General features: G+C 71.2%; 17 protein-coding genes. 9 read left to right on the top strand and 8 right to left on the bottom strand.

The features are described 5' to 3' along the window. Window positions 1-189: 189 nt before the first annotated feature. A complete protein-coding gene (locus tag FHL80_RS17555; RefSeq protein ID WP_138734666.1) occupies window positions 190-1,140 on the bottom strand; it encodes a glycosyltransferase family 2 protein in 951 nt (316 codons plus the stop codon). Continuing rightward, window positions 1,137-2,036 carry a polysaccharide deacetylase family protein gene (locus tag FHL80_RS17550; RefSeq protein WP_138734665.1) on the bottom strand — a complete coding sequence of 300 codons (900 nt, stop codon included), beginning with the start codon at window positions 2,034-2,036 and terminating at the stop codon, window positions 1,137-1,139. The genes FHL80_RS17555 and FHL80_RS17550 overlap by 4 nt, the downstream gene beginning before the upstream one ends. A gap of 673 nt (window positions 2,037-2,709) precedes the next feature. Here FHL80_RS17550 and FHL80_RS26955 point away from each other — a divergent pair. After that, window positions 2,710-3,183 carry an acyltransferase gene (locus FHL80_RS26955; protein ID WP_342777343.1) on the top strand — a complete coding sequence of 158 codons (474 nt, stop codon included), beginning with the start codon at window positions 2,710-2,712 and terminating at the stop codon, window positions 3,181-3,183. A 123-nt stretch (window positions 3,184-3,306) separates the two neighbouring features. Here FHL80_RS26955 and FHL80_RS17540 read toward each other — a convergent pair whose 3' ends face one another. Both FHL80_RS17540 and FHL80_RS17535 read right to left on the bottom strand, forming a co-directional pair. Further along, window positions 3,307-4,503, bottom strand: a complete 1,197-nt coding sequence (locus tag FHL80_RS17540; RefSeq protein ID WP_138734664.1) for a glycosyltransferase family 4 protein — start codon at window positions 4,501-4,503, stop codon at window positions 3,307-3,309. Window positions 4,504-4,639: 136 nt separating this feature from the next. Further along, window positions 4,640-5,713 carry a glycosyltransferase gene (locus FHL80_RS17535; protein WP_138734663.1) on the bottom strand — a complete coding sequence of 358 codons (1,074 nt, stop codon included), beginning with the start codon at window positions 5,711-5,713 and terminating at the stop codon, window positions 4,640-4,642. Window positions 5,714-6,159: 446 nt separating this feature from the next. Between FHL80_RS17535 and FHL80_RS17530 the strand changes: the two genes are divergently transcribed. From FHL80_RS17530 to FHL80_RS17520, 3 genes are all read left to right on the top strand, one after another. Next, window positions 6,160-6,657, top strand: coding sequence for an O-methyltransferase (locus FHL80_RS17530; RefSeq protein WP_138734662.1), 498 nt, complete (start codon window positions 6,160-6,162; stop codon window positions 6,655-6,657). 212 nt (window positions 6,658-6,869) lie between these two features. After that, complete coding sequence (locus FHL80_RS17525) at window positions 6,870-8,555, top strand: GMC oxidoreductase (RefSeq protein ID WP_138734661.1); 1,686 nt, start codon at window positions 6,870-6,872, stop codon at window positions 8,553-8,555. A gap of 96 nt (window positions 8,556-8,651) precedes the next feature. Then, window positions 8,652-9,518, top strand: a complete 867-nt coding sequence (locus FHL80_RS17520) for a beta-1,6-N-acetylglucosaminyltransferase (RefSeq protein WP_216870827.1) — start codon at window positions 8,652-8,654, stop codon at window positions 9,516-9,518. A gap of 120 nt (window positions 9,519-9,638) precedes the next feature. On the opposite strand, the gene FHL80_RS17515 is transcribed toward FHL80_RS17520, so the two are convergent. Next, window positions 9,639-10,448 (bottom strand): beta-1,6-N-acetylglucosaminyltransferase, encoded by an 810-nt coding sequence (locus FHL80_RS17515; RefSeq protein WP_216870826.1) that lies wholly within the window; start codon window positions 10,446-10,448, stop codon window positions 9,639-9,641. A gap of 409 nt (window positions 10,449-10,857) precedes the next feature. On the opposite strand from FHL80_RS17515, the gene FHL80_RS17510 reads away from it, so the two are divergent. After that, window positions 10,858-12,345 carry an exopolysaccharide biosynthesis polyprenyl glycosylphosphotransferase gene (locus tag FHL80_RS17510; protein ID WP_246078759.1) on the top strand — a complete coding sequence of 496 codons (1,488 nt, stop codon included), beginning with the start codon at window positions 10,858-10,860 and terminating at the stop codon, window positions 12,343-12,345. A gap of 18 nt (window positions 12,346-12,363) precedes the next feature. Here the strand turns inward: FHL80_RS17510 and FHL80_RS17505 are convergent, their stop codons facing one another. Next, window positions 12,364-13,407: an LCP family protein gene (locus tag FHL80_RS17505; RefSeq protein WP_138734658.1), complete on the bottom strand. Its 1,044-nt coding sequence runs from the start codon at window positions 13,405-13,407 to the stop codon at window positions 12,364-12,366. Window positions 13,408-13,661: 254 nt separating this feature from the next. On the opposite strand from FHL80_RS17505, the gene FHL80_RS17500 reads away from it, so the two are divergent. Further along, window positions 13,662-14,981, top strand: coding sequence for a UDP-glucose dehydrogenase family protein (locus FHL80_RS17500; protein ID WP_138734657.1), 1,320 nt, complete (start codon window positions 13,662-13,664; stop codon window positions 14,979-14,981). A 57-nt stretch (window positions 14,982-15,038) separates the two neighbouring features. Continuing rightward, window positions 15,039-16,016 carry a UDP-glucose 4-epimerase GalE gene (galE, locus tag FHL80_RS17495; RefSeq protein ID WP_138734656.1) on the top strand — a complete coding sequence of 326 codons (978 nt, stop codon included), beginning with the start codon at window positions 15,039-15,041 and terminating at the stop codon, window positions 16,014-16,016. Window positions 16,017-16,100: 84 nt separating this feature from the next. Here galE and FHL80_RS17490 read toward each other — a convergent pair whose 3' ends face one another. Then, window positions 16,101-16,991, bottom strand: a complete 891-nt coding sequence (locus FHL80_RS17490) for a hypothetical protein (protein ID WP_138734655.1) — start codon at window positions 16,989-16,991, stop codon at window positions 16,101-16,103. Window positions 16,992-17,760: 769 nt separating this feature from the next. Continuing rightward, window positions 17,761-18,432 carry a hypothetical protein gene (locus tag FHL80_RS17485; RefSeq protein WP_138734654.1) on the bottom strand — a complete coding sequence of 224 codons (672 nt, stop codon included), beginning with the start codon at window positions 18,430-18,432 and terminating at the stop codon, window positions 17,761-17,763. Here FHL80_RS17485 and FHL80_RS17480 point away from each other — a divergent pair. Together FHL80_RS17480 and FHL80_RS17475 are read left to right on the top strand one after the other, a co-directional pair. After that, complete coding sequence (locus tag FHL80_RS17480; protein WP_138734653.1) at window positions 18,413-19,291, top strand: hypothetical protein; 879 nt, start codon at window positions 18,413-18,415, stop codon at window positions 19,289-19,291. The two genes, FHL80_RS17485 and FHL80_RS17480, sit on opposite strands and share 20 nt — an antisense overlap. A 198-nt stretch (window positions 19,292-19,489) precedes the next feature. Then, the gene (locus FHL80_RS17475; RefSeq protein WP_138734652.1) at window positions 19,490-20,500 is read left to right on the top strand and encodes a hypothetical protein; all 1,011 of its coding nucleotides are present in this window, start codon (window positions 19,490-19,492) and stop codon (window positions 20,498-20,500) included. The last annotated feature ends 8 nt before the right edge of the window (window positions 20,501-20,508 follow it).

Raw genomic sequence — 20,508 nt, 5'->3', positions numbered from 1 at the left:
GGACGGGAGTGGTGGTGGGCCACGGCAACCAGCTCGTGTGCCGCGCCTTCCTCCTGGGGGCGGCCATCGAGGAGCTCCCGACTGCCGTACGCCACGTGGACGATCCCTCGTTCCCGCTCGTCGTCACCGCTGTGGTGCGAGGGCGCCCGGGGTGAGGCGGCGAACCCCGCCGGCTGGGATGCCGTCCGTTCAGCGCTCCCGCAGGCGGCGGGCGACGTGCGGGGCCATGGTCGCGAGCGTGAGCATCGCTGTCCGCCGGGCCGACCAGCGGCCACCTCGCAGCAGGGCCAGGCTCTCCGACCGGGTGGCCGCGCCGCGGGCGAGCCGCCAGGCCCAGTAGTCGTGCCGCAGCTCCTGCAGCGAGCGGTCGGCGACGCGGCGATCGGCCGGGGTGAGTGACCGGTTGGCCGCGATGAGCTCGCCCACGCGGACGCGGCCGGCCAGCACGCGCTCCCGGTCGGCCGTCTGCTGCCCGGTCCACCGGCGGTAGCGGTAGAGGGGGAGGGGCACCAGGCCGGCGGACGCTCCGCGGAGGAACATCCGGACGTAGCACTCCCAGTCGGGTCCGTAGCGCAGCGTCTCGTCGAACCCACCTGCCTCCAGCAGCGGCACGCGGCGGATGGCCGGGGCAGGCACGAAGTTCCACCGCAGCATCTCCGCCCGCTGGTCGACGGTGGGGAAGTGATCGGCAAGGGTCCAGTCGGTCGGCTCGACGCCCGGCCCGAAGTCCTCCCACGTCGTCGTCAGCAGGTGCAGGTCGGGACGGCGCTCAGCGAGCCACGCCAGGGCCTCGAGGCGCTGCGGGGCCATCTCGTCATCGCCGTCCAGGACGACGACGAGGTCGGTGTCGAGTGCCGCGACGGCGGTGTTCTTGGCCGCTCCCTCACCGCGCTGCACGGGGTGGCGAACGAGACGGACGCGGTCGCCGAAGTTGTGGACCGCGCCCTTGACGTCGTCCGACGAGGCGTCGTCGCACACCACGACCTGATCGGGCAGCCGCGTCTGGGTGAAGACCGAGTGCAGCGCCGCGGGCAGGTGTGGCGCGACGTTGTGGGCGGTGAGGAGGACCCCGACCGTGATCGGCTGCGGCGGTGAGCGCAGATCGCCGGATGGGGCGAGATAGGGCCACTCGCTGGTCATCCGGGCCCCCTGAAGGCGGTGACCGCCGCGTGCAACTGCGCCACGCTCCACCGTCCGACCGTGATCCGGGGTACGGCGAAGGGCGAGGCCCCCTCGACCGGGCCCGCCACGTTGGCGAAGGCTGCCCGGTACCCGGCCGACCGTGCGTCCCGCGCGTTGCGGCGGACCACTGCGCCCACCGAGCCGTAGGGGTACGCGAGCAGGTCGGGGGCCTCCCCGAGCAGATCGGCGAGGCGCTGCCGGCTGCGTGCCAGCTCCTCGCGGCCGGCTCGGCGGGACAACGCCGCGAGCGCGGAGTGGGTGCACGTGTGCGACCCGACCTCGAACAAGTCTTGCTCCGCGAGGGCCCGCACCTGCTCAGCTGACAGCCGGCGGTGCCGTGCGCACAACGGCGGACGGGGCCGTGCGGCCTCCAGTGTCGACAGGACCTGCATCGCGGCATCGTGCCCCTGGCGCTGCAGGACGGCGGAGAGCTCGCGGTACGCCGCGCGCGACGACAGCGGTGTCCCGAGGTCCAGGTCCAGGTGTCGCGGACCGGCGGCGACCCGTATCCGTTCCGCTCCCGACCCCGGCTCCAGGAGGAGGTGCTCGAGCCGGTCCCACCAGTACTCGGGCGGGTCAGCGGCGATGGCGTCGGCGACGATGAAGAACGTCGCCGGGATGCCCAACTCACGGAGCACCGGCGCTGCCTGCTCAAGGTTGTCGAGGTACCCGTCGTCGAGCGTGACCGCCGCCGTCGGGCGGTCGTGGGACCCCAGGACGTCCCGGGCCGGCACGACGTCGAACCAGTCGGCCAGGGCCGTCATGTGCTCTCGGAAGAGCTCGGGTGGCACGACCATGCCGCCCGGGTCGTCAGCCTCGTCGACGTCGGTGATGCGGTGGTAGAGGAGCACCACGTCCTGCCCGCGGGGTCGCCAGCGCCGTGGCCACGCCGGCCGCTGCCTCCACCGACGCCGGACCCCGGTTGCGACCCGCTCCGCAGAGGGCGGGGCGGTGAGCCAACGCAGGGGCACCACGGTGCCGCAGCCTAGATGATCGATCGCCGAGGGGTGCCTGGCGTCGGGCACCACGCTCTTGGAGCGTGGTGCTGGGCGCGGCTCAGCTCGACCCGACCGTTCCGGAAGTCGCGCTGTCGGTGACCGCGGCGACCGTCTCCGCACCCACGTCGTCCGAGGTCCGGCGGCGTCGAGCACTCTGTTCCCGGGCCGTGACAGGTCGATTGAGGTGGCGCGGCGCGACCTTCTTGGTCTGGAGGCATCCCCGACGACTAGGGCCAAGGGGGCGGTCGATTAGTGACGGCACCAGGACCGGTTGGCGGCTCAGCAGCTGCGGGCTGGTGGTAAGTGAAGCACTCCCATGATCCCGTGGACGGCGATCGTTCCTGTCATGACGCTCAACAGGACCCGTGAGAGGTGGGACCTCCCGCATGAGTGTGCTGGAAGCGCCGACGTCGTCTGCTCACGCTCGCCTATCGGCGAGTTCCGGGCCTGCATCTGATGGGGTTGATTGTCCAGGAGGTGAACCCGGCGGTAGAACTGTCAAGTGGCCCAACTCCCCAGGATCGTCCGGATGGTCGTCGTCAACTCCGTCGCGAGTCTGTACTGGATGCCGCGCAGCCTTAGGAATCGGCTGTACAGACATTGTGGAATCCAGGTCGGCCGCGACGTATTCATATTCCCGGGTCAACTGATTCGGCCCGGACGGATGACCTTTGGCGATCGCGTTTTCGTCAATGGGCGGTGCACGTTCGAACCGGGACGGGCCGGGATCGACATCGAGGACGATGTTTTCATAGCGCAGAATGTCACCATCACTGCTGCGACGCACAAAATTGGGCCGCCGAGCAAGCGCGCCGGCGCAGTGATGTCTCGCGCGGTAATCATCGGGCGCGGGTCCTGGATCGGTGCAGCTGCGACCGTCCTGCCAGGTGTGACAGTTGCGCCAGGGTGCGTTATTGCTGCCGGCGCTGTTGTAACCAGGGATACTCAGCCAGATGGTCTCTATGTCGGGGTGCCAGCGCGTAGGATCAGGTCGCTAGCATGACCAGTTGCGACCTTTGGTTAGGTTCTCCCCGCTCAAGCGAGCGGTAACCCATCGATGATTGAAGTGGGCGGTCCGCGTGTGCGCGGCAGTCGATCGGACGGGCCGCCACCCGCAGAATCTTCTTTACTCCGTCTCACGGTGAACCGGACCGGACGCGGAGGTCCCCGGCCGTCCCGCCCGGTTCAGCAGTCGGTGCAATAGCCGCCCCTCGCCCGAGGAGCGTCGGGGGCTGGCGGTGACCGCGGCGACCGTCTCTGCACCCACGTCGTCCCAGGACCGGCGGCGCCGGTCAACGGCGTCCCGGCTCGTCGCTGGTCGGTCGAGGTTGCGCAGCGCGGCCTCCGCCCAGCCGGCGACGTCGTCCGCGGCCAGGTGCTCGGCGGCGTGCCCGCTCACCTCGACCAGCGCCGGGTCCAGCGAGGTAACCAGCGGCGCGCCCAGGTCGAGCGCTTCGACGGCGGGCAGCCCGAAGCCCTCGGCCAGGCTCGGCGCAAGCACGACGGCGCAGTGCTCGTAGCACCAGCGCAGCGTGCCGTCGTCGACCCCGGTGAGCTGGACGACGTTGCCGGCGGCGACCAGCCGGGCATGGTCGGGGCCGTAGGCCTCGGCACCCCACGCGGGCGGGCCGACGAGCGCCAGCACTGCGTCCGGGCGGCGGCGGACGACCTGCGCCCAGGCGGACACGACCACCGCGACGTTCTTCCGCTGGGACGCGTCCCCGACCACCAGGGCGAACGGCCGGCCCACCAGCGACGGCACAGGGACCGCCGCGCTGCCCAGCAGACCCGGGCTGGTGGCCAGCGGCGCCACGGCCGCCCGCGACGCGAGGGCCGCGTCCCAGCGCACGAGCCGTTCCCGGGTGGCGGCGCTGACGCAGAGCAGGGTGTCCGCCTGTCGCAGCGAGCCGGCGTAGGGCAGGCCCAGCAGGGTCCGCTTGGGCAGCGGGAAGTCCCCGGGTCGGTCGAACAGCAGCAGGTCGTGGACGGTGAGCGCCGTCCGGGCGGCCACGCCCCGCGGCAGCAGGTGCTTGGTGCCCTGGACGACGTCGAACCGGTCGCCCAGCCGCCGTCCGAGGGCGAACCGCTCGAAGGCGGGCACGGCCGCGCCTGGCAGGGCGGGCAGCGGGACGATCCGGTCCGGGCTCCCCGCCAGCTCGGCGAGCGGTCCAGCCGCGCCGGGGGACGTGAGCAGGTGCAGTTCTACGTCCTCGCGCCGGGCCAGCGCCCGGGCCAGCTCGACCGTGTACCGGACGATCCCGCCGCCCCGGGCGTTCGCCGGGACGTGGCCGGCCATCAGCAGCCAGCGAAGGGGTCGCGTCATGCTCCCGACTCAACGTCCGGACCGACCCGGTCCGGGTCGCGCGGGCCGGCCGGAGCGTCGGCCCCCGTCCTGTCGACGCCGCAGGTCATGCCAGCAGCCTCACACACCGCAGGCCGGGCGGTCGCGCGACCGGTGCTCATGACCGCGTGCGAAGACGGGGACGGCGCGTGGCTGCGTCGGATCCGAAGACGCGGCCGACCAGCAGGGGCCTGTCGCGGCGGAACCGCAGGTGGACCAGGCGCAGGGCCAACCAGGTGGGGGAGACCAGCGTGAGGAGGCTCCACGTCAGCACCTGCGCCCGCTTGAGCGCGGACTCGGGCCCCGTATGGACCGGGGAGCGCAGGATGTCCCACAGCAACCGGGAGAAGCCCTCCCCGGGGATGGGCCGGTCCTCTCGACGGACCCGGTACGACGCCACCCGCAGCTCGAGCAGGGGCCGACTGCGGCGTAAAGGCCGGTGGCGGGCATCCGGGCGGACACCTCGCACCCGGCTTGAGTACTCGTACCGCTGGCGGGCCCGTTCAACAGCCCGCGGGAACTTGCCCAGGTCCACTACCAGGTCGCTGGTGTTCGAGCCGTGCACCCGGTAGCCGACCAGCGGTCTCACGACCGTGACCACGTCCCCGAGGAACGGGGCGACGGCCAGGCACGCCGAGTCGGTGGCCGCGCCGCAGCTGTCGTCGAGGGGGAAGATCCGGTCGAGGAGGGAACGGGAGTACGCGTTGCCGGACCCCGGCGGTGTGGGGTACGCGGAGGTCCGGTCGGCCCAGGCCCGTACCTGCTCAGGTGTCGGTTCCTCGCGGAAGTGGGGGAACACGGAGCCCAATGACTGGCCGTCCTCGTCGATGCGGAGCATCTGGAACTGCACCTTGCTGATCCCGGGCCGCCAGACGCGGGCCAGCTCATGGGGGAGCTCGGGGAAGAGCACGTCGTCGGAGTCCAGGTGGATGACGACGTCGCCGGTCGACACGGCGTAGCCGCGGTTCCGGGCGACACGCTGCGTGGCGTTCTCCTGGTGCAGAACCGTCACTCGGTCCTCGAACCGCGCGATCACCTCACGGGAGTCGTCCGTGGACCCGTCGTCCACGACGATCACCTCGACGTCGTCCCAGTCCAACGCCAGGGCGCTCTCGATGGCCTGACCCACGAACGCGCCGTAGTTGTAGTTGGCGATGATGACGCTGATCCGCCCGGGGGCCGACTCCGCCACGCCATCCCACCTCCCCGTCCGTGCATCGAGCCACTGCCGTGCCGCTCGGAGTGCCCGAACGTGTCACGCCCGCAGACCGGGGGGCTGCCCTGGCACAGCGAAGGGTCGGTGATCGCGTGCGTGAGTGAGCAGACTAGCGCTGTGGCCAGCTCCGGCCATCCTCAGGACCGGCGGCGCGACGGGTCATCGACACGCTGACGACTGGTGTTGTGCAACGAGACGGCCTGCGGTCCGAACGCGCCGTGGGCCCGGATGCCGCAGCGCCGGAGACTCGACTTCCCTAGGGTGCGCGGATGGGAACCAGCCGATGGGCTTCTCGCGTCTGGATGGTGAGGAACATCGGGGGCTACGTGGCCCGCAGTCCGCGCCGCTTGGCGGAGGTCGGGTGGTGGTTGCGCCACCGCCGTCGGACGACCATCGATTCCCGGACTCCCTGGTGGCCTCGGGTGGCCGTCGAGGCGGTGGGCGGGTCCTTGCCTCCCGAGCCGACGGTGTTCGAGTTCGGCGGTGGCGGCTCGACGCTCTGGCTGCACGACCTCGGCGCTCGTATCACCTCGGTCGAGCACGACCCCGAGTGGTTCGAGGTCTTGCGAGATGCGCTGCCCGCAAGCGTCGAGCTCGTGCTCCGACCGCCGGCACTGGTGGGCGCCATCGGGTCCGTCGCCGAGCCTGGGCACTTCTTCGACGCCTACGTCGGGGAGCTCGCATCCCGCGCCGACGAGTCGTTCGACCTCATCGTCGTCGATGGCCGGGCGCGCGTCGACTGCGGTCTCGTTGCCCGGGGGAAGGTCAAGTCGGGTGGGATGTTGCTGCTCGACGACTCGGACAGGCCACGTTACGGAGCGCTGGTCGACGCCCTGTCCGGCTGGGAGCGGGCCGACTTCGTCGGGCTGAAGGTCGGCGGCGGCGGCACCGCCCAGACGACGGTGTGGAGGCGGCCGTGACACGCGCCCCCAGCGGAAGGTCCCGTGCGACGTGACTGACAGACCCGCTGATGAGCAGCCGCCCTCGAACGGAGATCACCAGTCACTCGGCGTTTCGTCGTGGCTCGGCGTGTTGGACTGGTGACAGCTAGGCTCGGGATGCGACTGGCTCAAACCGCTGTAGCCCGCCGCCTGCCGGGTGCCGCGAACCCTCAGGTTTGGAAGGGGTGCGGATGCGACTGCAGGTGCCGCCGTCCCCCAGCGGCGACGTCGACCTCTGCGTGGTCGGCGCTGGCCCCTCGGGCCTCGCACTCGCTCTAGAGGCAGCGGACGCAGGCCTGACCGTCGTCCTGGTGGAGGCGGGCCAGGCCTCGGCGCAGCCCTCGGCCACGGGCGTGGACGAACCGCCGATCGCCACGGTGCTCCACCCCGGGTCGCATGCCCCGCTGCGCGAGACCACCAGAAGTGCGGTCGGGGGTGCCTCCTGGCTCTGGGGCGGGCGGTGCGTGCCGTTCGAGCCGGTGGACTTCGAGGCCCGTGACTTCATCCCGGGTTCCGGCTGGCCGATCGAGCAGGCCGACGTCGTCCCGTGGCAGGCGCGGGCCGCTGAACACCTCGACTGCGGCGACGCGCAGTTCCACGTCGACCCGGCCGCCGGCTTCTCGGACGACGTCGTGAGCACGTCCCAGCGGGAGCGCTGGTCCCGCCGTCCGCAGCTGGCAGCGCACCTCGGATCGCGGGTCCTCGCGCACCCACGGATCTTCGTCCTCACCGACGCCGTCGTGACCGGTGCCGAGTACGACGGCGATCGCACCGGGATCAGCCGGCTGCTCGTGAGCCATGGCGACCGCGTGGTCCCGGTGACGGCGCGAACGTACGCACTCGCGTGCGGTGGACTGGGGACGACGCGTCTCCTGCTGAGTCTGCAGCGCGAGCACCCAGCACTCTTTGGAGGGCCGTCCGGGGCTCTGGGGCGCTACTACATGGGGCACCTCACCGGCAGCATCGCCACCATCGTGCTGGCCCGACCGGACGACTTCGGGGACTGGGGCTTCCAGCGGGACCAGGACGGGACGTTCGTCCGCCGTCGGTTCACCCTCGCCCAGGAGGCGCAGCGCCGGGAGGGAATCCTGAACACGTCGTTCCACCTCGGCAACCTCCCCTTCCACGACGCCGGTCACCGTAGCGGCGGGCTGTCGCTGGTCTACCTGGCGCTGCGCGCACCTGTCGTCGGCTCGAGGCTCGTGCAGCGGGAGACCCGTCGCCGGAACGACCGGCCGGTGGCGCACCAGCTGGGCGCACACGTGCGCAACGTCCTGCGGCACCCTGCGCGGGCATTCGCCGACGTGGCCGGGGTCGCACACCAGCGGTACCTCGCCTCGCCCCGGAGGTCCGTCTTCGTCCTGCGCAGCGACGCCGGGACCTATGCGCTGCGGTACCACGCAGAGCAGGTGCCACAGCAGGACAACCGGGTCACCCTCAACGACGGCACCGGCCGGGACGGGTTGCCGGGCATCGACATCGACTTCCGCTACTCCCGGCAGGACGTCGACTCGGTCCTCCGGGCGCATGACGTCCTCGACCAGCAGCTCCGCTCGGCCGGCTACGGGCACCTCGAGTACCACGACGCCGTCGCGGGGCGGGAGGACTCAGTCCAGGCACAGTCGATGGACGGGTACCACCAGATCGGCACTGTCCGGATGAGCGCGGACCCCGGTGACGGTGTGGTCGATCCCGACTGCAGGGTGCACGGGGTGCGGAACCTCTACGTCGCTTCCAGCGCCGTCTTCCCGACCGCGGGGGAGGCCAACCCGACGTTCATGGCGGTGACGCTTGCGGTGCGGCTCGCACACCACCTGGCCGGGCAACTGCGTCAGAGCGCCGGCCGCGTCCCCATGTCCTCGTCGCGCTCCCGTTGAGCCGCACCTCGGTCGGCTGCGACCCTGACAGCGGGAACGGTCGGCGACCAGCCTCATGTGCACCTGACCTGGGCATCGATCTGCTGTACTGACACGGTGGACGGCTTGGCGTTCGTCGTGCTCGCGCATCGGCTGCCTCAGCAGCTGATCCGGATGGTCGATTCCCTGACCTCGGCAGCGACGTCGTTCCACGTCCACATCGACCGCCGAGCTCCGGCGGCGGTCTTCGACCAGGCTTCCACCGTGCTCGGCCCGCGTGCCGACGTCACGATCCTCCCGCGGATGGACACCCCTTGGGGGTCCCTCGGCCAGGTGCTGGCCACCGTGGAGGGCATCCGGTCCGCCAGGCGAGCCGGTGCAGAGACAGTGGTCATCCTCAGCGGCCAGGACTACCCGATCAAGCCGACGGCGCAGATCGTCGCCTTCTTCGCCGCGAACCCCGGTCGCTCGTTCATCGAGGTCCGACCACTGCCCAGGGAGGACTGGCCGGGCCGGGGGGGTCTGCAGCTCTACGACGGCCGGGGATGGTCGGTCCTGGGCAGGTCCGTGGTCTGGAAGGACCGACGCAGGACCTCGTGGATGCCCTCGCGGCCGGTCGACCTCGGGACCTGGGTGCCGCACCACGGCAGTCCCAGCTTCGCCCTGCACTCAGCAGCCGCGGACCACGTGGTCGAGCAGCTGTCGAGGCGACCGGTCAGACGTCGCTTCGCGGCCGTGCAGATCCCGGACGAGACTGCGGTGCACACCGTGCTCGCCAACTCCCGGTTACGGCACCAAGTGGTCAGCCGCAACCTGGTCCATGCCGACTGGACGGCGAACGGCGACCACCCTGAGGTCCTCGGACCGGGTGACCTGCCGGCGCTGGCCGGCTCGGACGCCCTCTTCGCCCGCAAGTTCGACGTGGGAGTCCATCCGGACGTCCTCGACCTCGTCGACGCGCGCCTGCGAGCGGTCGGGGACTGAACACGTCTGCACGCTCCGCCTGCCAGAGTTCGGGTGCGGTCCGGAGTGTGGCGACCAACGCGGTCTCGACGGATGTCATGGGCAGCCAGCGCAGCGCCTGCGCCCGTCAGCCTCATGACGTCAGCCCGTCGCCCGGGGCCCCACCAGAGCGTCGAGCCGATCGAGGACGGCGGCGTCGGTGATCTTGCGGGCGAAAAAGGCTCCGGAGGTCACGGCAGCTGGCAGGTCGTCCAGCCCGAGCTCGGCGGGAGAGGCCGCATCCCCCTGCCACCGCTCCCAGTGCAGGTCGCCGTCGTGCACCGTCAACCCGGGGGTGTGCCGCAGGACCGTCGCGAAGAGCCCCTCGGTCGGCACGAGCGTCCGCCGGTACCAGCGAAGGAGGCCGGGATCCCGGTCCAGTCGGTCGAGCAGCGCGGCGAGCGCTCGGTCGTCCAGCGCGAACCAGTTGCGACTGCGCTCCGGCTCCAGCCCGTGACGGAAGGGATGCCAAGGCGCGCGAAAGCCCACGAGGGTGGCCAGTCCCCGAGCCCGCGGTCGCACCGAGACGACTCCCAGCCGGCGCGCCAGGGCGGGGGCTCGGCGGAGGACGGCCTCCCGGATCCCGAGCCGGGCGGTCAGGGCGTCCAGCAGTGGGACCGCTGCGTACTGGAAGCGGTAGAGGGACCGGCCGTGGTCGCCCCGGGTCTGCTGGCGGTCCTCGGTCCGGGTCTCCTCCAGCAGGGCGTCGGCCCCGGTCGCAGCGAGGAAGGTGGGGAGGTCCTCCGGCGGCCGGACCGGGTAGTCCTCGCCCGACAGCAGCACGTACCAGTCCGCCGGTACTGCCCGGGCGGCGCGGAAGAGCTCCAGCAGCGCCACGACCTGGCTGAAGTCACCCCACGTCACCCGCACACCGGCTGGGAGCACGGTGACTGAGGGGAGGTCGGCGAACATCGTTGAGTCGAGAACAGTGACGTGCTGGTCGTGCCGGACGACGACTGCGGCCGCAGGATCACTGCTGAGAAGTCGCCGGACGAGTCGAGCCACCCGGGTGGGGTCCCGGTAGGACCAGACCAGGTAGCAGACGCGCGGACGGGGCAGCCCGTCTGACGACGCACCACTGTCGAGTCGCTCGCCCGCGGGCACCGGTCCAGGCTAGCCCGCGGTCCGCTTGGGCCCACGACGGTCGCAGGCGTCAGGCGGAGGCGTCCTGCAGCGGTAGATCGCCGCCGGCCACTCATCGCTCGTTCCGGCTCGACGAGCGTCGTATCGGTAGCACCCTTACCCTCAGGTCCGCTGCGTGCCGGCCACACCGGGGGGGACACCAGCGGTCGAGCACAGCGTCCTTGGCCGGAGGATCCCGTTGGACCAGGAGCAGCAGGACGGTGAGCTGGCGGACGTCAGCCTGCTCGACGCCTCGAACCCGGATGCAGAGGACAGCGAACCAGCCGCTGCGTCCAAGGCTCCCGCGATCAGACCATTGGTGTTGGAGGGCTCCTGGCGCGGACTAGAACCGTGGTGGCTGCGCGCCGGCGTGCGGCCCTACCTCCTGGTCGGTGACGTTCTGGCCTTCGTCGCCGCCACGGCGATCACCTCACCTGGCAGCCGGTTCCACGTCCTCGCGCTGCTCGCTTACCTGGTGGTCTGCCAGACGGCGGGGCTGTACCGCTCCCGACTCAGCCTCTCGTTGCTCGACGACCTCCCCTACATCGTGGGGGCGTCCATCGTCGGGTTCGCGCTGAAGCTGGCGCTCATCTCCCTCCTCCCCTCGGTCGACCCACCACCGCGGCAGGTGGTCCACGCGGTGGTCCTCCTCGTGGCGGTGCTCCTCGTACGGCGGGTCGCCTACACGGTCGTCCGCAGAGCCCGGTCCCTGGGCAGGGTGCGTCACCGCACCCTGGTCATCGGGGCGGGGCAGGTCGGCGTCCGGGTCGCCGAGACCCTGCTCGAGCACCGCTCCTACGGCCTCGATCCTGTGGGTTTCGTGGACTGCGAGGCACCCGACGAGGAACCAGCCCTCCTGCCGGCACCCTTCCTGGGCACCTACGACGAACTGGGTCGGGTCATCCGCCAGAACGCGGTTCGGGACGTCATCGTCGCGTTCGGGGCGGTGGACGAGGAGGACCTGGTCGACATCCTCCGGACCTGTGACCGGCTGGACGTCGAGGTCTTCTTCGTGCCCCGGTTGTTCGAGCTGCACAACGTGAACCGCTACACGGACGAGGTCTGGGGCATCCCGCTCATCCGGGCCCGCCGGGCGGTGTTCCGCAGCCCGTGGTGGAAGGTGAAGCGGCTCATCGACGTCGCCGTGTCAGCCGTGGCCCTCGTCGTGGTCTCGCCGGTGCTGCTCGCGTGCGCGGTGGCCGTGCGCCTCGAGGGTGGCCCCGGCATCATCTTCCGGCAGCAGCGGGTGGGCATCGACGGGCGCCCGTTCGACGTCCTCAAGTTCCGCTCCCTCAAGCCCGTCGACCAGACCGAGTCGCAGACGAACTGGAACATCAAGCACGACGACCGGCTGGGGCCGGTCGGCAGGTTCCTCCGCGCCACGTCGCTGGACGAGCTCCCCCAGCTGTGGAACATCCTCCGTGGCGACATGAGCCTGGTCGGTCCTCGCCCGGAGCGTCCGTACTTCGTCGAGCAGTTCGCAGGGCACATCCCGCGTTACACGGCGCGGCACCGCGTCCCTGCAGGACTGACCGGCTGGGCTCAGGCGCACGGACTCCGCGGTGACACCTCGATCGAGGACCGGGCACGCTTCGACAACTACTACATCGAGAACTGGTCGCCCTGGCTGGACATGAAGATCGTCCTGAAGACGGTCGGCCAGGTGGTCCGACGGCAGGGCGGCTGAGAAGCCGGCACCACGGCCTCAGTTCGGGGTCTCGGACAACGCCTCTCCGGCGAACTCGTCGGCGTTCTGACCGAGCGAGTCGGTCTGCAGGTAGCCCCACATCCGTGCCCCGGCCGTGGCGTCGAGGTAGACCACGCTCGCCGACCCCTCGGTCCCGGTCCCCAGCACGGGCGCGGTGAAGTACTCGACGTCGCCCGGGTCGAGGCCGTGCAACGAGTGGGCGATCGACAGCAGGTCCCCGTTGCTCAACTCGTCGTCGACCGCTATAGCACCGGTGACCGCCCGCAGCGCCGCGTCGAGCTGGGTGGGGGAGCTGAAGACGTCCTGGCTGAAGAGCTTGCCGAACATCGCCCGCAGGTAGTTCTGCTGCCGCTTGACGCGGTCGAAGTCGCCGCCTGCCAGGTCGTACCGCTGGCCGACGTACCAGCGGGCCTGATCGCCGTCCAGGTGGTTCCAGCCGGCGGTGAAGGTGTAGGGGCCGTTGCTGGTCGTGTCCTGGACGACGACGTCCACACCGCCCAGGTCGTCGGTGACCTGGATCAACCCGTCGAAGTCGATGGCCGCGTAGTGGTCGACGCGGACGCCGGTGAGCTGCTCGACCGTCTGGATGAGCAACGTCGGGCCGCCGAACGCGTACGCCGCGTTGATCTTGTCCTTGCCGTGGCCGGGGATGTCGACCCACGAGTCGCGGGGGATGGAGACGACCTGCGCGTGCTGCCGGTCGGCCGAGATGCGGGCGATCATGATGGCGTCGGAGCGGGCATCGGGCAGGTCTCCGGATGCGATTGCCTCGCGGGTGTCCGAGCCGACCAGCAAGAACGTGATCGGGTCCGAGACCGCCGCCGTCGTGTCCGTCGGCGAGGAGGCCGCGGGACGCGGGGTGTCCGCCAGGTCCGCGAAGACGTCGCCGACCCGGTCGACGTTGCCGCCGTAACGGCTCGCCAGGAACCAGAGGCCCCCGCCGGCCACCGTCGCGAGGACCAGGCCGAGCACCCCGAGCGCGAGGAGCGTGCGCCGGAGTCTGGCAGGGCGTATGTGACCGTCCGGCTCGCGATCGGTCATGTACTGCCCCCGTGCTCGGTGATCGACGGAGCGAAGGTAAGGGCGCCGACACCTCGGACGGAGGGGTGCGACGACTCTCCTCACCCCTGCGGGTGGGAGCCGCGCCGCTCACCCTCAGGCTCTTCTCCCCTGTCGCCGGGCGTCGAAGGGTGCCCGTCCGCGTCGGGGCGGGTGGCGCCCCGCCGACCTCGTCTCCTACCGTTCGCGCTGTACCGGGCGTCCGCCCGTCTGTGTGCTGGAAGGGAACGGCGTCCATGAGGATCTCGGTGATCGGCTGCGGCTACCTGGGCGCGGTGCATGCCGCGTCGATGGCCGAGCTCGGCCATGACGTCGTGGGCATCGACGTCGACCGGTCGAAGGTCGAGGCGCTGCAGCGGGCCGAGGCGCCGTTCTACGAGCCCGGCTTCGAGGACCTGCTCGGCACGACGCTCGCCACGGGCCGCCTCCGCTTCTCCACTGACATGGCCGATGCGCGTGAGGCGACCGTCCACTTCCTCTGCGTCGGCACGCCGCAGAAGAAGGGGGAGTACGCCGCGGACCTCCGCTACGTGGACGCCGCCATCGAGTCGCTGCTGGACGTGCTCAAGCCCGGTGACCTGGTGGCCGGCAAGTCCACGGTGCCGGTGGGCACGGCGGCGCGGCTGGCGGAGCTCGTGTCCGGCAAGGTGCCCGGGGCGATGCTGGCGTGGAACCCGGAGTTCCTCCGCGAGGGCTTCGCCGTACAGGACACCTTGCACCCCGACCGGCTGGTCTACGGACTGCCGGAGGGACCCGAGGCGGACACCGCCCGGGCCAGGCTGGACGAGGTCTACGCCGCCATCGTCACGGCGGGCACTCCGCAGGTGGTCACCGACTACGCCACCGCCGAGATGGTGAAGACGGCGGCCAACTCCTTCCTGGCCACCAAGATTTCGTTCATCAACGCGATGGCGGAGCTGTGCGAGGCCACCGGGGCGGACGTCAAGCTGTTGGCCGACGCGATCGGGCACGACGACCGGATCGGCCGCAAGTTCCTCAACGCCGGTCTCGGCTTCGGTGGCGGTTGCTTGCCCAAGGACATCCGCGCCTTCATGGCGCGCGCCGGGGAGCTGGGGGCGGACCAGGCGCTGGCCTTCTTGCGCGAGGTCGACAGCATCAACATGCGCCGCCGCATCAGGATGGTGGAGCTGGCCCGGGAGGTCTGCGACGGCTCGCTGCTGGGAAAGCGCATCGCCGTGCTCGGGGCCGCCTTCAAGCCCGACAGCGACGACATCCGCGACTCCCCGGCGCTCAACGTCGCCGCCCAGCTGCAGCTGCAGGGCGCGGTGGTCCGGGTGACCGACCCGGCGGCGGGGGACAACATCCGCACCAGCTGGCCGCAGCTGGACGTCGTGGACACCCCGGAGCAGGCCGCCGAGCGGGCCGATGCGGTGCTGCTGCTCACCGAGTGGGCGCAGTACCGCGAGCTGGACCCGGTCGCCTTCGGCGAACTCGTGACGCAGAAGCGGGTGCTGGACGGACGCAACGCCCTCGACCGGGACCGCTGGACCGCCGCCGGGTGGACCTACCGGGCGCTGGGCCGCCGCGCCGGCTGAATCTTTGCCATCCCGAGCAGCGGCATCGGGTCGTCCTCAGACGGTTAGCCTGCCGGGATGACCTGGCTGGTGACGGGCGGTGCCGGCTACATCGGTGCGCACGTGGTCGCGGCGATGCGTGAGGCGGGGGACGACGTCGTCGTGCTCGACGACCTGTCCTCCGGAGATCCGGCGCGGATCTCAGACGTCCCCCTGGTGACGGGCAGCGTTCTCGACGGCGCGCTGGTCGGGCGGACGCTGCAGGAGCACGCGGTCGACGGCGTGGTCCACCTCGCAGCGAAGAAGCAGGTGGAGGAGTCGATCCGCCGTCCCCTCCACTACTACCGCGAGAACGTGGAGGGGCTGCGGGTCCTGCTCGAGGCCGTCACCGACGCGGGTGTCGAGTCCTTCGTGTTCTCCTCGAGTGCTGCCGTCTACGGCGCTCCGGACGTCGAGCTGGTTCGTGAGGACACCGAGTGCCGGCCGGTGAACCCCTACGGCTGGACCAAGCTCATCGGCGAGCAGATGGTCGCCGACGTCGCCGCGGTGAGCGGGCTGCGCCATGCCGACCTGCGGTACTTCAACGTCGCCGGTGCCGGCCGGGCGGAATGGGCAGACCGGGGAGCCGCCAACCTGGTGCCCATGGTCTTCCGGCAGCTGGACGCCCGTCAGCCGCCGCAGGTCTTCGGCGCCGACTTCCCGACGCCCGACGGCACCTGCGTTCGCGACTTCATCCACGTGGCAGACATCGCCTCAGCTCACCGGGCCGCAGCGCGGGCCTTGGAGGAACGGCGGATCGACTCCCTGACCGCGAACATCGGGCGCGGAGAGGGGGTCTCCGTGCGGGAGATGATCGACCTCATCCTCGACGTGACCGGCACCGCGGGGGAGGACTGGGCGAAGCCGGTGGTCATGCCCCGGCGACCCGGTGACCCGGCGCGGGTGGTCGCCGCGGCGGGCACCCTCCGCGATGTGCTCGGGTGGGCTGCCGAGCACGACCTGGAGGACATGGTGTCCTCCGCCTGGGCCGGGTGGGTGGCGCGCCGCCCGCAGTGAACCCGAGCCAGGTGGCTGGCTGGTTGGGGAGGGGTTCGCCGGTGTCCTGCCACGGAGCCGCGCCCTCCGCCGGCCCGGCAAGCCTCAGCGGGCCACGCGCGAGGGGAGTCCGGTGGGGTGGAAGGTCCCCCAAGGGGCCACGCCGTCGTAGTCGGACTGCCGGTTGACGTAGGCGTAGCAGTTCGAGTCGACGTACTCGGCCAGGCCGGCGGCGGTGTCGGTCACCGCGAAGTTGACCGCCTTGCCCCGGGTGACCGGGGACTGCGCGGCCCACTGCAACGAGCACCCGTAGGGCCCGAAGAAGCCGATCTCGCCGTCGTGGTGCTCCACGAAGCCGCCGTCGGCCAGGGCATTGCCGTGCACTGCCACGTCCGGATAGCCGCCGCCGTCGTCGGCCGACCAGGTCCCGTTGACGACGAAGATGAGCCCGTGCTCGTCGGCCACCGACCGCAGCGTCTGGGTCAGCGCGATCGCCCCTTCCCGGTAGGCCGCCTTGTCCGGGAAGGTGGCCCAGTCGATCCCGGCGAACCACGAACGGGAGCCGAGGTCGTCGGCGAACCAGCCGGCCATGTGCGGGTTCTCCGCCACCATCGCCTCCAGCACGCACCGGAGCTTGCCCTGCAGCACCGACCCGACCCGGAAGTCCGTGAGGTACCCCCCGGAGTTCGCCTGGTGGTCCCCCGGCCATCTCGCGGTCGCCGGACCGCATGGCGAGGCGTTGAGCAGCATGTCGTGGTAGCGGCCGTGCGAGTTGTCGATGACGGCGTCCAGGTAGATGAGCACGCTGCCGCCGGCCGCTGAGACATCCTGGAACGCCTGGTCCTGGTAGTTGTCCCGCCCTGCGACGACGAGCGCCCCCGGATGCGCATATGCAGCCGCACCGGCCGAGGACTCGTAGAAGATGCCGCCCGGCTGTGCCGGCAGGTTCACGATGCTCGGCCCCTCGGACGCGGGGACCAGCGCCACAGCGATCACGACCGCCAGTGCCTGGACGAGCCGCCGGGCGGCACCACCGGATCGGCTCCCAGGCCACCGCCAACCGCGGCCATGGGCGCGCATCGGCACCTCGGGCAGGGGTGACGGCGGGTGGATCGTCGGATGCGGCGGTGGCATCCGGACCAGGTCCACGACCAAGTGTGGGTCGTCCGGGCCGATGCGGCAATGGCCTCGGTGCCGGGCAGCCGGGCAGCGCCTCGTTGCAAGCCGCCGATGCTCACCTCTCCGGCCCTCGCCCGTGAGCCGGATGGCACGTGCGTGGCCGCGGCGGGCCCGCCACCGAGCAGGCGGACCTCACCCACCTCGCGCGTCACATCCGGAACAGGCGTCACCCCCTGTCGGTCGGGGAGTGGTTCCCTGGGTGGGAGATCCCACAGGCCGATTCACGGGGTGCACCGATGCCCCCGTGGTCACTGCCTGACGCCACGCCGGGTGGACCCGGTCGCTGGACCGTGCAGACCCGGCCGTGGACTCGGCCCGGATGGCCCCCGCCGCACCCGGCGATCCGCTCGGCGTCACCGCGCCCACCGAACACCGAGGACCCCCCCATGGCAGTACATGCCGCCCTCAGGAAACGCTCGTCCAGCACCGCGGTCCGGCGACTGGTCCAGACCCTCGCCGGAGTGACCGCTGCCGTGCTGGTGCCGGTCGCCGCCATGGCCGCCACCCCCTCCGCCCAGGCAGCCGGATCGACCTCGAGCCAGCTGAACCTGTCGCCCAACCCCGTCCTCGCGTCCTCCTCGACGGGCTACGCCGTCCAGGAAGGTGGCACCGGCCTGAAGCGGGTGTCCGTGTCGGACCATGTCGCAGCGTCCTGGGCGGCGCAGGTGACCTCGACCGCGGCCACCACCCGTATCCGCGAACCGAACGTGAGCGTCCGGGCCGGCGCGACCTGGACGTTCGCCTCCGACGTCAAGGCCAGGACCGGGGCCAAGGCGCAGATCACGGTCTCATGGTTCAGCGGGACTGGGGCGTTCCTCTCGTGGACCGGCGGCCAGACCCAAACGGTCACTCCCACGAGCTGGACCCGCGTCGCTGCGGCGCTCCCGGTCCCCGCTGGTGCCGTCACCGCGCAGACCGTCGTCAACGTGCTGGGATCTGCCACCTCTGCGTCCGTCCAGGTGACGCAGCACGACGTCCGGGCCCCGGCGACGACGACGACCCCGACGACCCCGACGACCGCGACGACGGCGGCCCCGACGACCGCGACGACGGCGGCCCCGACGACGGCGGCCCCGACGACGGCGACCCCGACGACGGCGACCCCGACGACGGCGACCCCGACGACGGCGACCCCGACGACGGCGACCCCGACGACTCCGAAGCCCACCACGGCCACCGCCACCCCGGCGCCCTCGACGGTCAGCACGGCGACCCCAACCACGGCGAGCCCCACCACGGTGGCAGTAGCGCCGGCCACCTCGGGGACGATCACCAACCTGCCGGCACAGGCGGCCGGGCTGTTCTACGACTCTTCCTCCACCGCGGTGGAGTACGCGCATCCCGGTGGCCTCGTGGTCGCCGGCCGGGACAACTACCAGGACCAAGCGTTCAAGTCCGTCTCGGCCGGCGGCGGGAGCGTACTGATCTACCTCGACGCAATCATCGACAACCCGCACGGCCGCTACCACGACATGCTGCTCAATGCGTCAGCCTGCGGTCCGGCGACTGCCCTTTGGCCGGGGAACTACCAGGCGAACTCGTACGGACACCTCACCGACTTCCGGGTCGGGTCGGTGCTGCAGGGCAAGTTCCGGTGTGTGCTGGAGGCGATGGTGGCGGAGAACCCGCACATGGCCGGCTGGTTCGCCGACGACCTCGGGTCCCGGTCGTGGTTCCCGGGCATCGACTGGAGCAGCTTCAGCGACAAGGCGGCCTACCGGCAGGGCGCCATCGCCCTCACCCAGACGTTGCGCAGCGTGGCCGACGCACACGGGCTGGTCTTCGTGGTCAACGGGACCTGGTCGGCGAACGACGGCGGCGGCTATCCCAACGTCGCCCAGCACGGCAACGCGCTCGCCGACGGCGGCTTCGTGGAACACCACGACGGTCAGATCAGCTTCTTCGGGCCCTACGGCTGCTCCGCGCAGTGGGCCGCGCAGTCGCCGGTCACCGACGGCGAGGCGATCAACTACGCGGTGACCAACACCGCCGCCGGCCGGACCGAGTACGCCGCCTCCGGCTGCTATGCCTACGTCAACCAGCAGTCCAACTACAGCAGTGTGGCTCCATGGGGCTCGTTCCACCCCACCGGACTCCCGTCACGGGTCGCCCGCTGACGACGTCCTGAGGTCACCGACGGTCGCGCTGCCACCGGCTGCGAGAGCAGCGATGGCAGCGTGATCGTGCGGTCAGGACGGCCTTCTCGCTGGCTATGCTCCTGGCGGCCGCTCGTCCCACCGCGGCTGCGTGGACGGCTGACCGCACTCACCCGGTCACGCTGGCCACATCTCGTCTCGGGAGACTGAGGAACGACCATGGCGGCCCACAGCGAACGCTGGACCGGCACTGCAGCGCGGCAACTGGTCGGGACGATCGCCGCAGTGGCTGCCGCCGTGCTGGTCTCGGTCGCGGTCATCGCCGCGACGACTGCGTCCACCACGGCGAGCCGGCGACCCGCCGGTTCGCCGGAAGTGGCAACCGTCCAGAACCTCCCCCCGCAGGCAGGTGGCATCTTCTACGAGGCCTCGGCCGGTGCGGTGGAGTACGCGCATCCCGGTGGCCTTGTGGTTGCCGGCCGGGACAACTACCAGGACCATGCCTTCACGACCGTCTCGGCCGGCGGCGGCAGCGTCCTCCTCTACATCGACGCGACCATCGACAACTCGCACGGCCGCTACCACGACATGCTGCTCAACGCCTCGCCATGCGGTCCGGCGACCGCGAGATGGCCGGGGGACCACCAGGCGAACTCCGGGGGGTACCTCACGGACTTCCGGGTCGGGTCGGTGCTGCAGGGCAAGCTCCGGTGCGTGCTGGAGGCGATGGTGGCGGAGAACCCGCACATGGCCGGCTGGTTCGCCGACGACCTCGGCTCCCGTTCGTGGTTCGCCGGGATCGACTGGGCCACCTTCCCGGACAAGGCGGCCTACCGGGAAGGGGCGATCGCGCTGACCCAGACGCTGCGGTCGGTGGCCGACGAGCACGGGCTCATCTTCATCGTCAACGGGACCTGGTCCGCCAACGACGGCGGCGGCTACCCCAATGCCGCCAAGTCGGGCAACGCCCTGGCAGACGGCGGGTTCGTGGAGTACCACGACGGGCAGATCGACTTCTTCGGGCCCTACGGGTGCTCGTTGCAGTGGGCCGCGCAGTCCCCGGTCACCCGGGGCAAGGCGGTCAACTTCGCGGTGACCGACACCGCCGCCGGCCTGGCCGAGTACGTCGACTCGAACTGCTACGCCTACGTCAACCAGCAGTCGGACTACAGGGGCGCGGCGCCTTGGGGGGACTCGCATCCCACTGGGCTCCCCTCGCGCGTCGGCTGATGCCCTGC

The sequence above is a fragment of the Modestobacter excelsi genome (assembly GCF_005930495.1).
Taxonomy (GTDB): Bacteria; Actinomycetota; Actinomycetes; order Mycobacteriales; family Geodermatophilaceae; genus Modestobacter; species Modestobacter excelsi.
Note: the sequence above shows the minus strand (reverse complement) of the source record. Positions and strands in the feature narration are given on the sequence as shown.

Bases quoted from the DNA above. Each gene is read 5' to 3' on its own strand.
- FHL80_RS17555 (WP_138734666.1), bottom strand. From the start codon at position 1,140: ATGACCAGCGAGTGGCCCTATCTCGCCCCATCCGGCGATCTGCGCTCA.
- FHL80_RS26955 (WP_342777343.1), top strand. From the start codon at position 2,710: ATGGTCGTCGTCAACTCCGTCGCGAGTCTGTACTGGATGCCGCGCAGC.
- FHL80_RS17540 (WP_138734664.1), bottom strand. From the start codon at position 4,503: ATGACGCGACCCCTTCGCTGGCTGCTGATGGCCGGCCACGTCCCGGCG.
- FHL80_RS17525 (WP_138734661.1), top strand. From the start codon at position 6,870: ATGCGACTGCAGGTGCCGCCGTCCCCCAGCGGCGACGTCGACCTCTGC.
- FHL80_RS17515 (WP_216870826.1), bottom strand. From the start codon at position 10,448: ATGTTCGCCGACCTCCCCTCAGTCACCGTGCTCCCAGCCGGTGTGCGG.
- FHL80_RS17505 (WP_138734658.1), bottom strand. From the start codon at position 13,407: ATGACCGATCGCGAGCCGGACGGTCACATACGCCCTGCCAGACTCCGG.
- FHL80_RS17500 (WP_138734657.1), top strand. From the start codon at position 13,662: ATGAGGATCTCGGTGATCGGCTGCGGCTACCTGGGCGCGGTGCATGCC.
- galE (WP_138734656.1), top strand. From the start codon at position 15,039: ATGACCTGGCTGGTGACGGGCGGTGCCGGCTACATCGGTGCGCACGTG.
- FHL80_RS17475 (WP_138734652.1), top strand. From the start codon at position 19,490: ATGGCGGCCCACAGCGAACGCTGGACCGGCACTGCAGCGCGGCAACTG.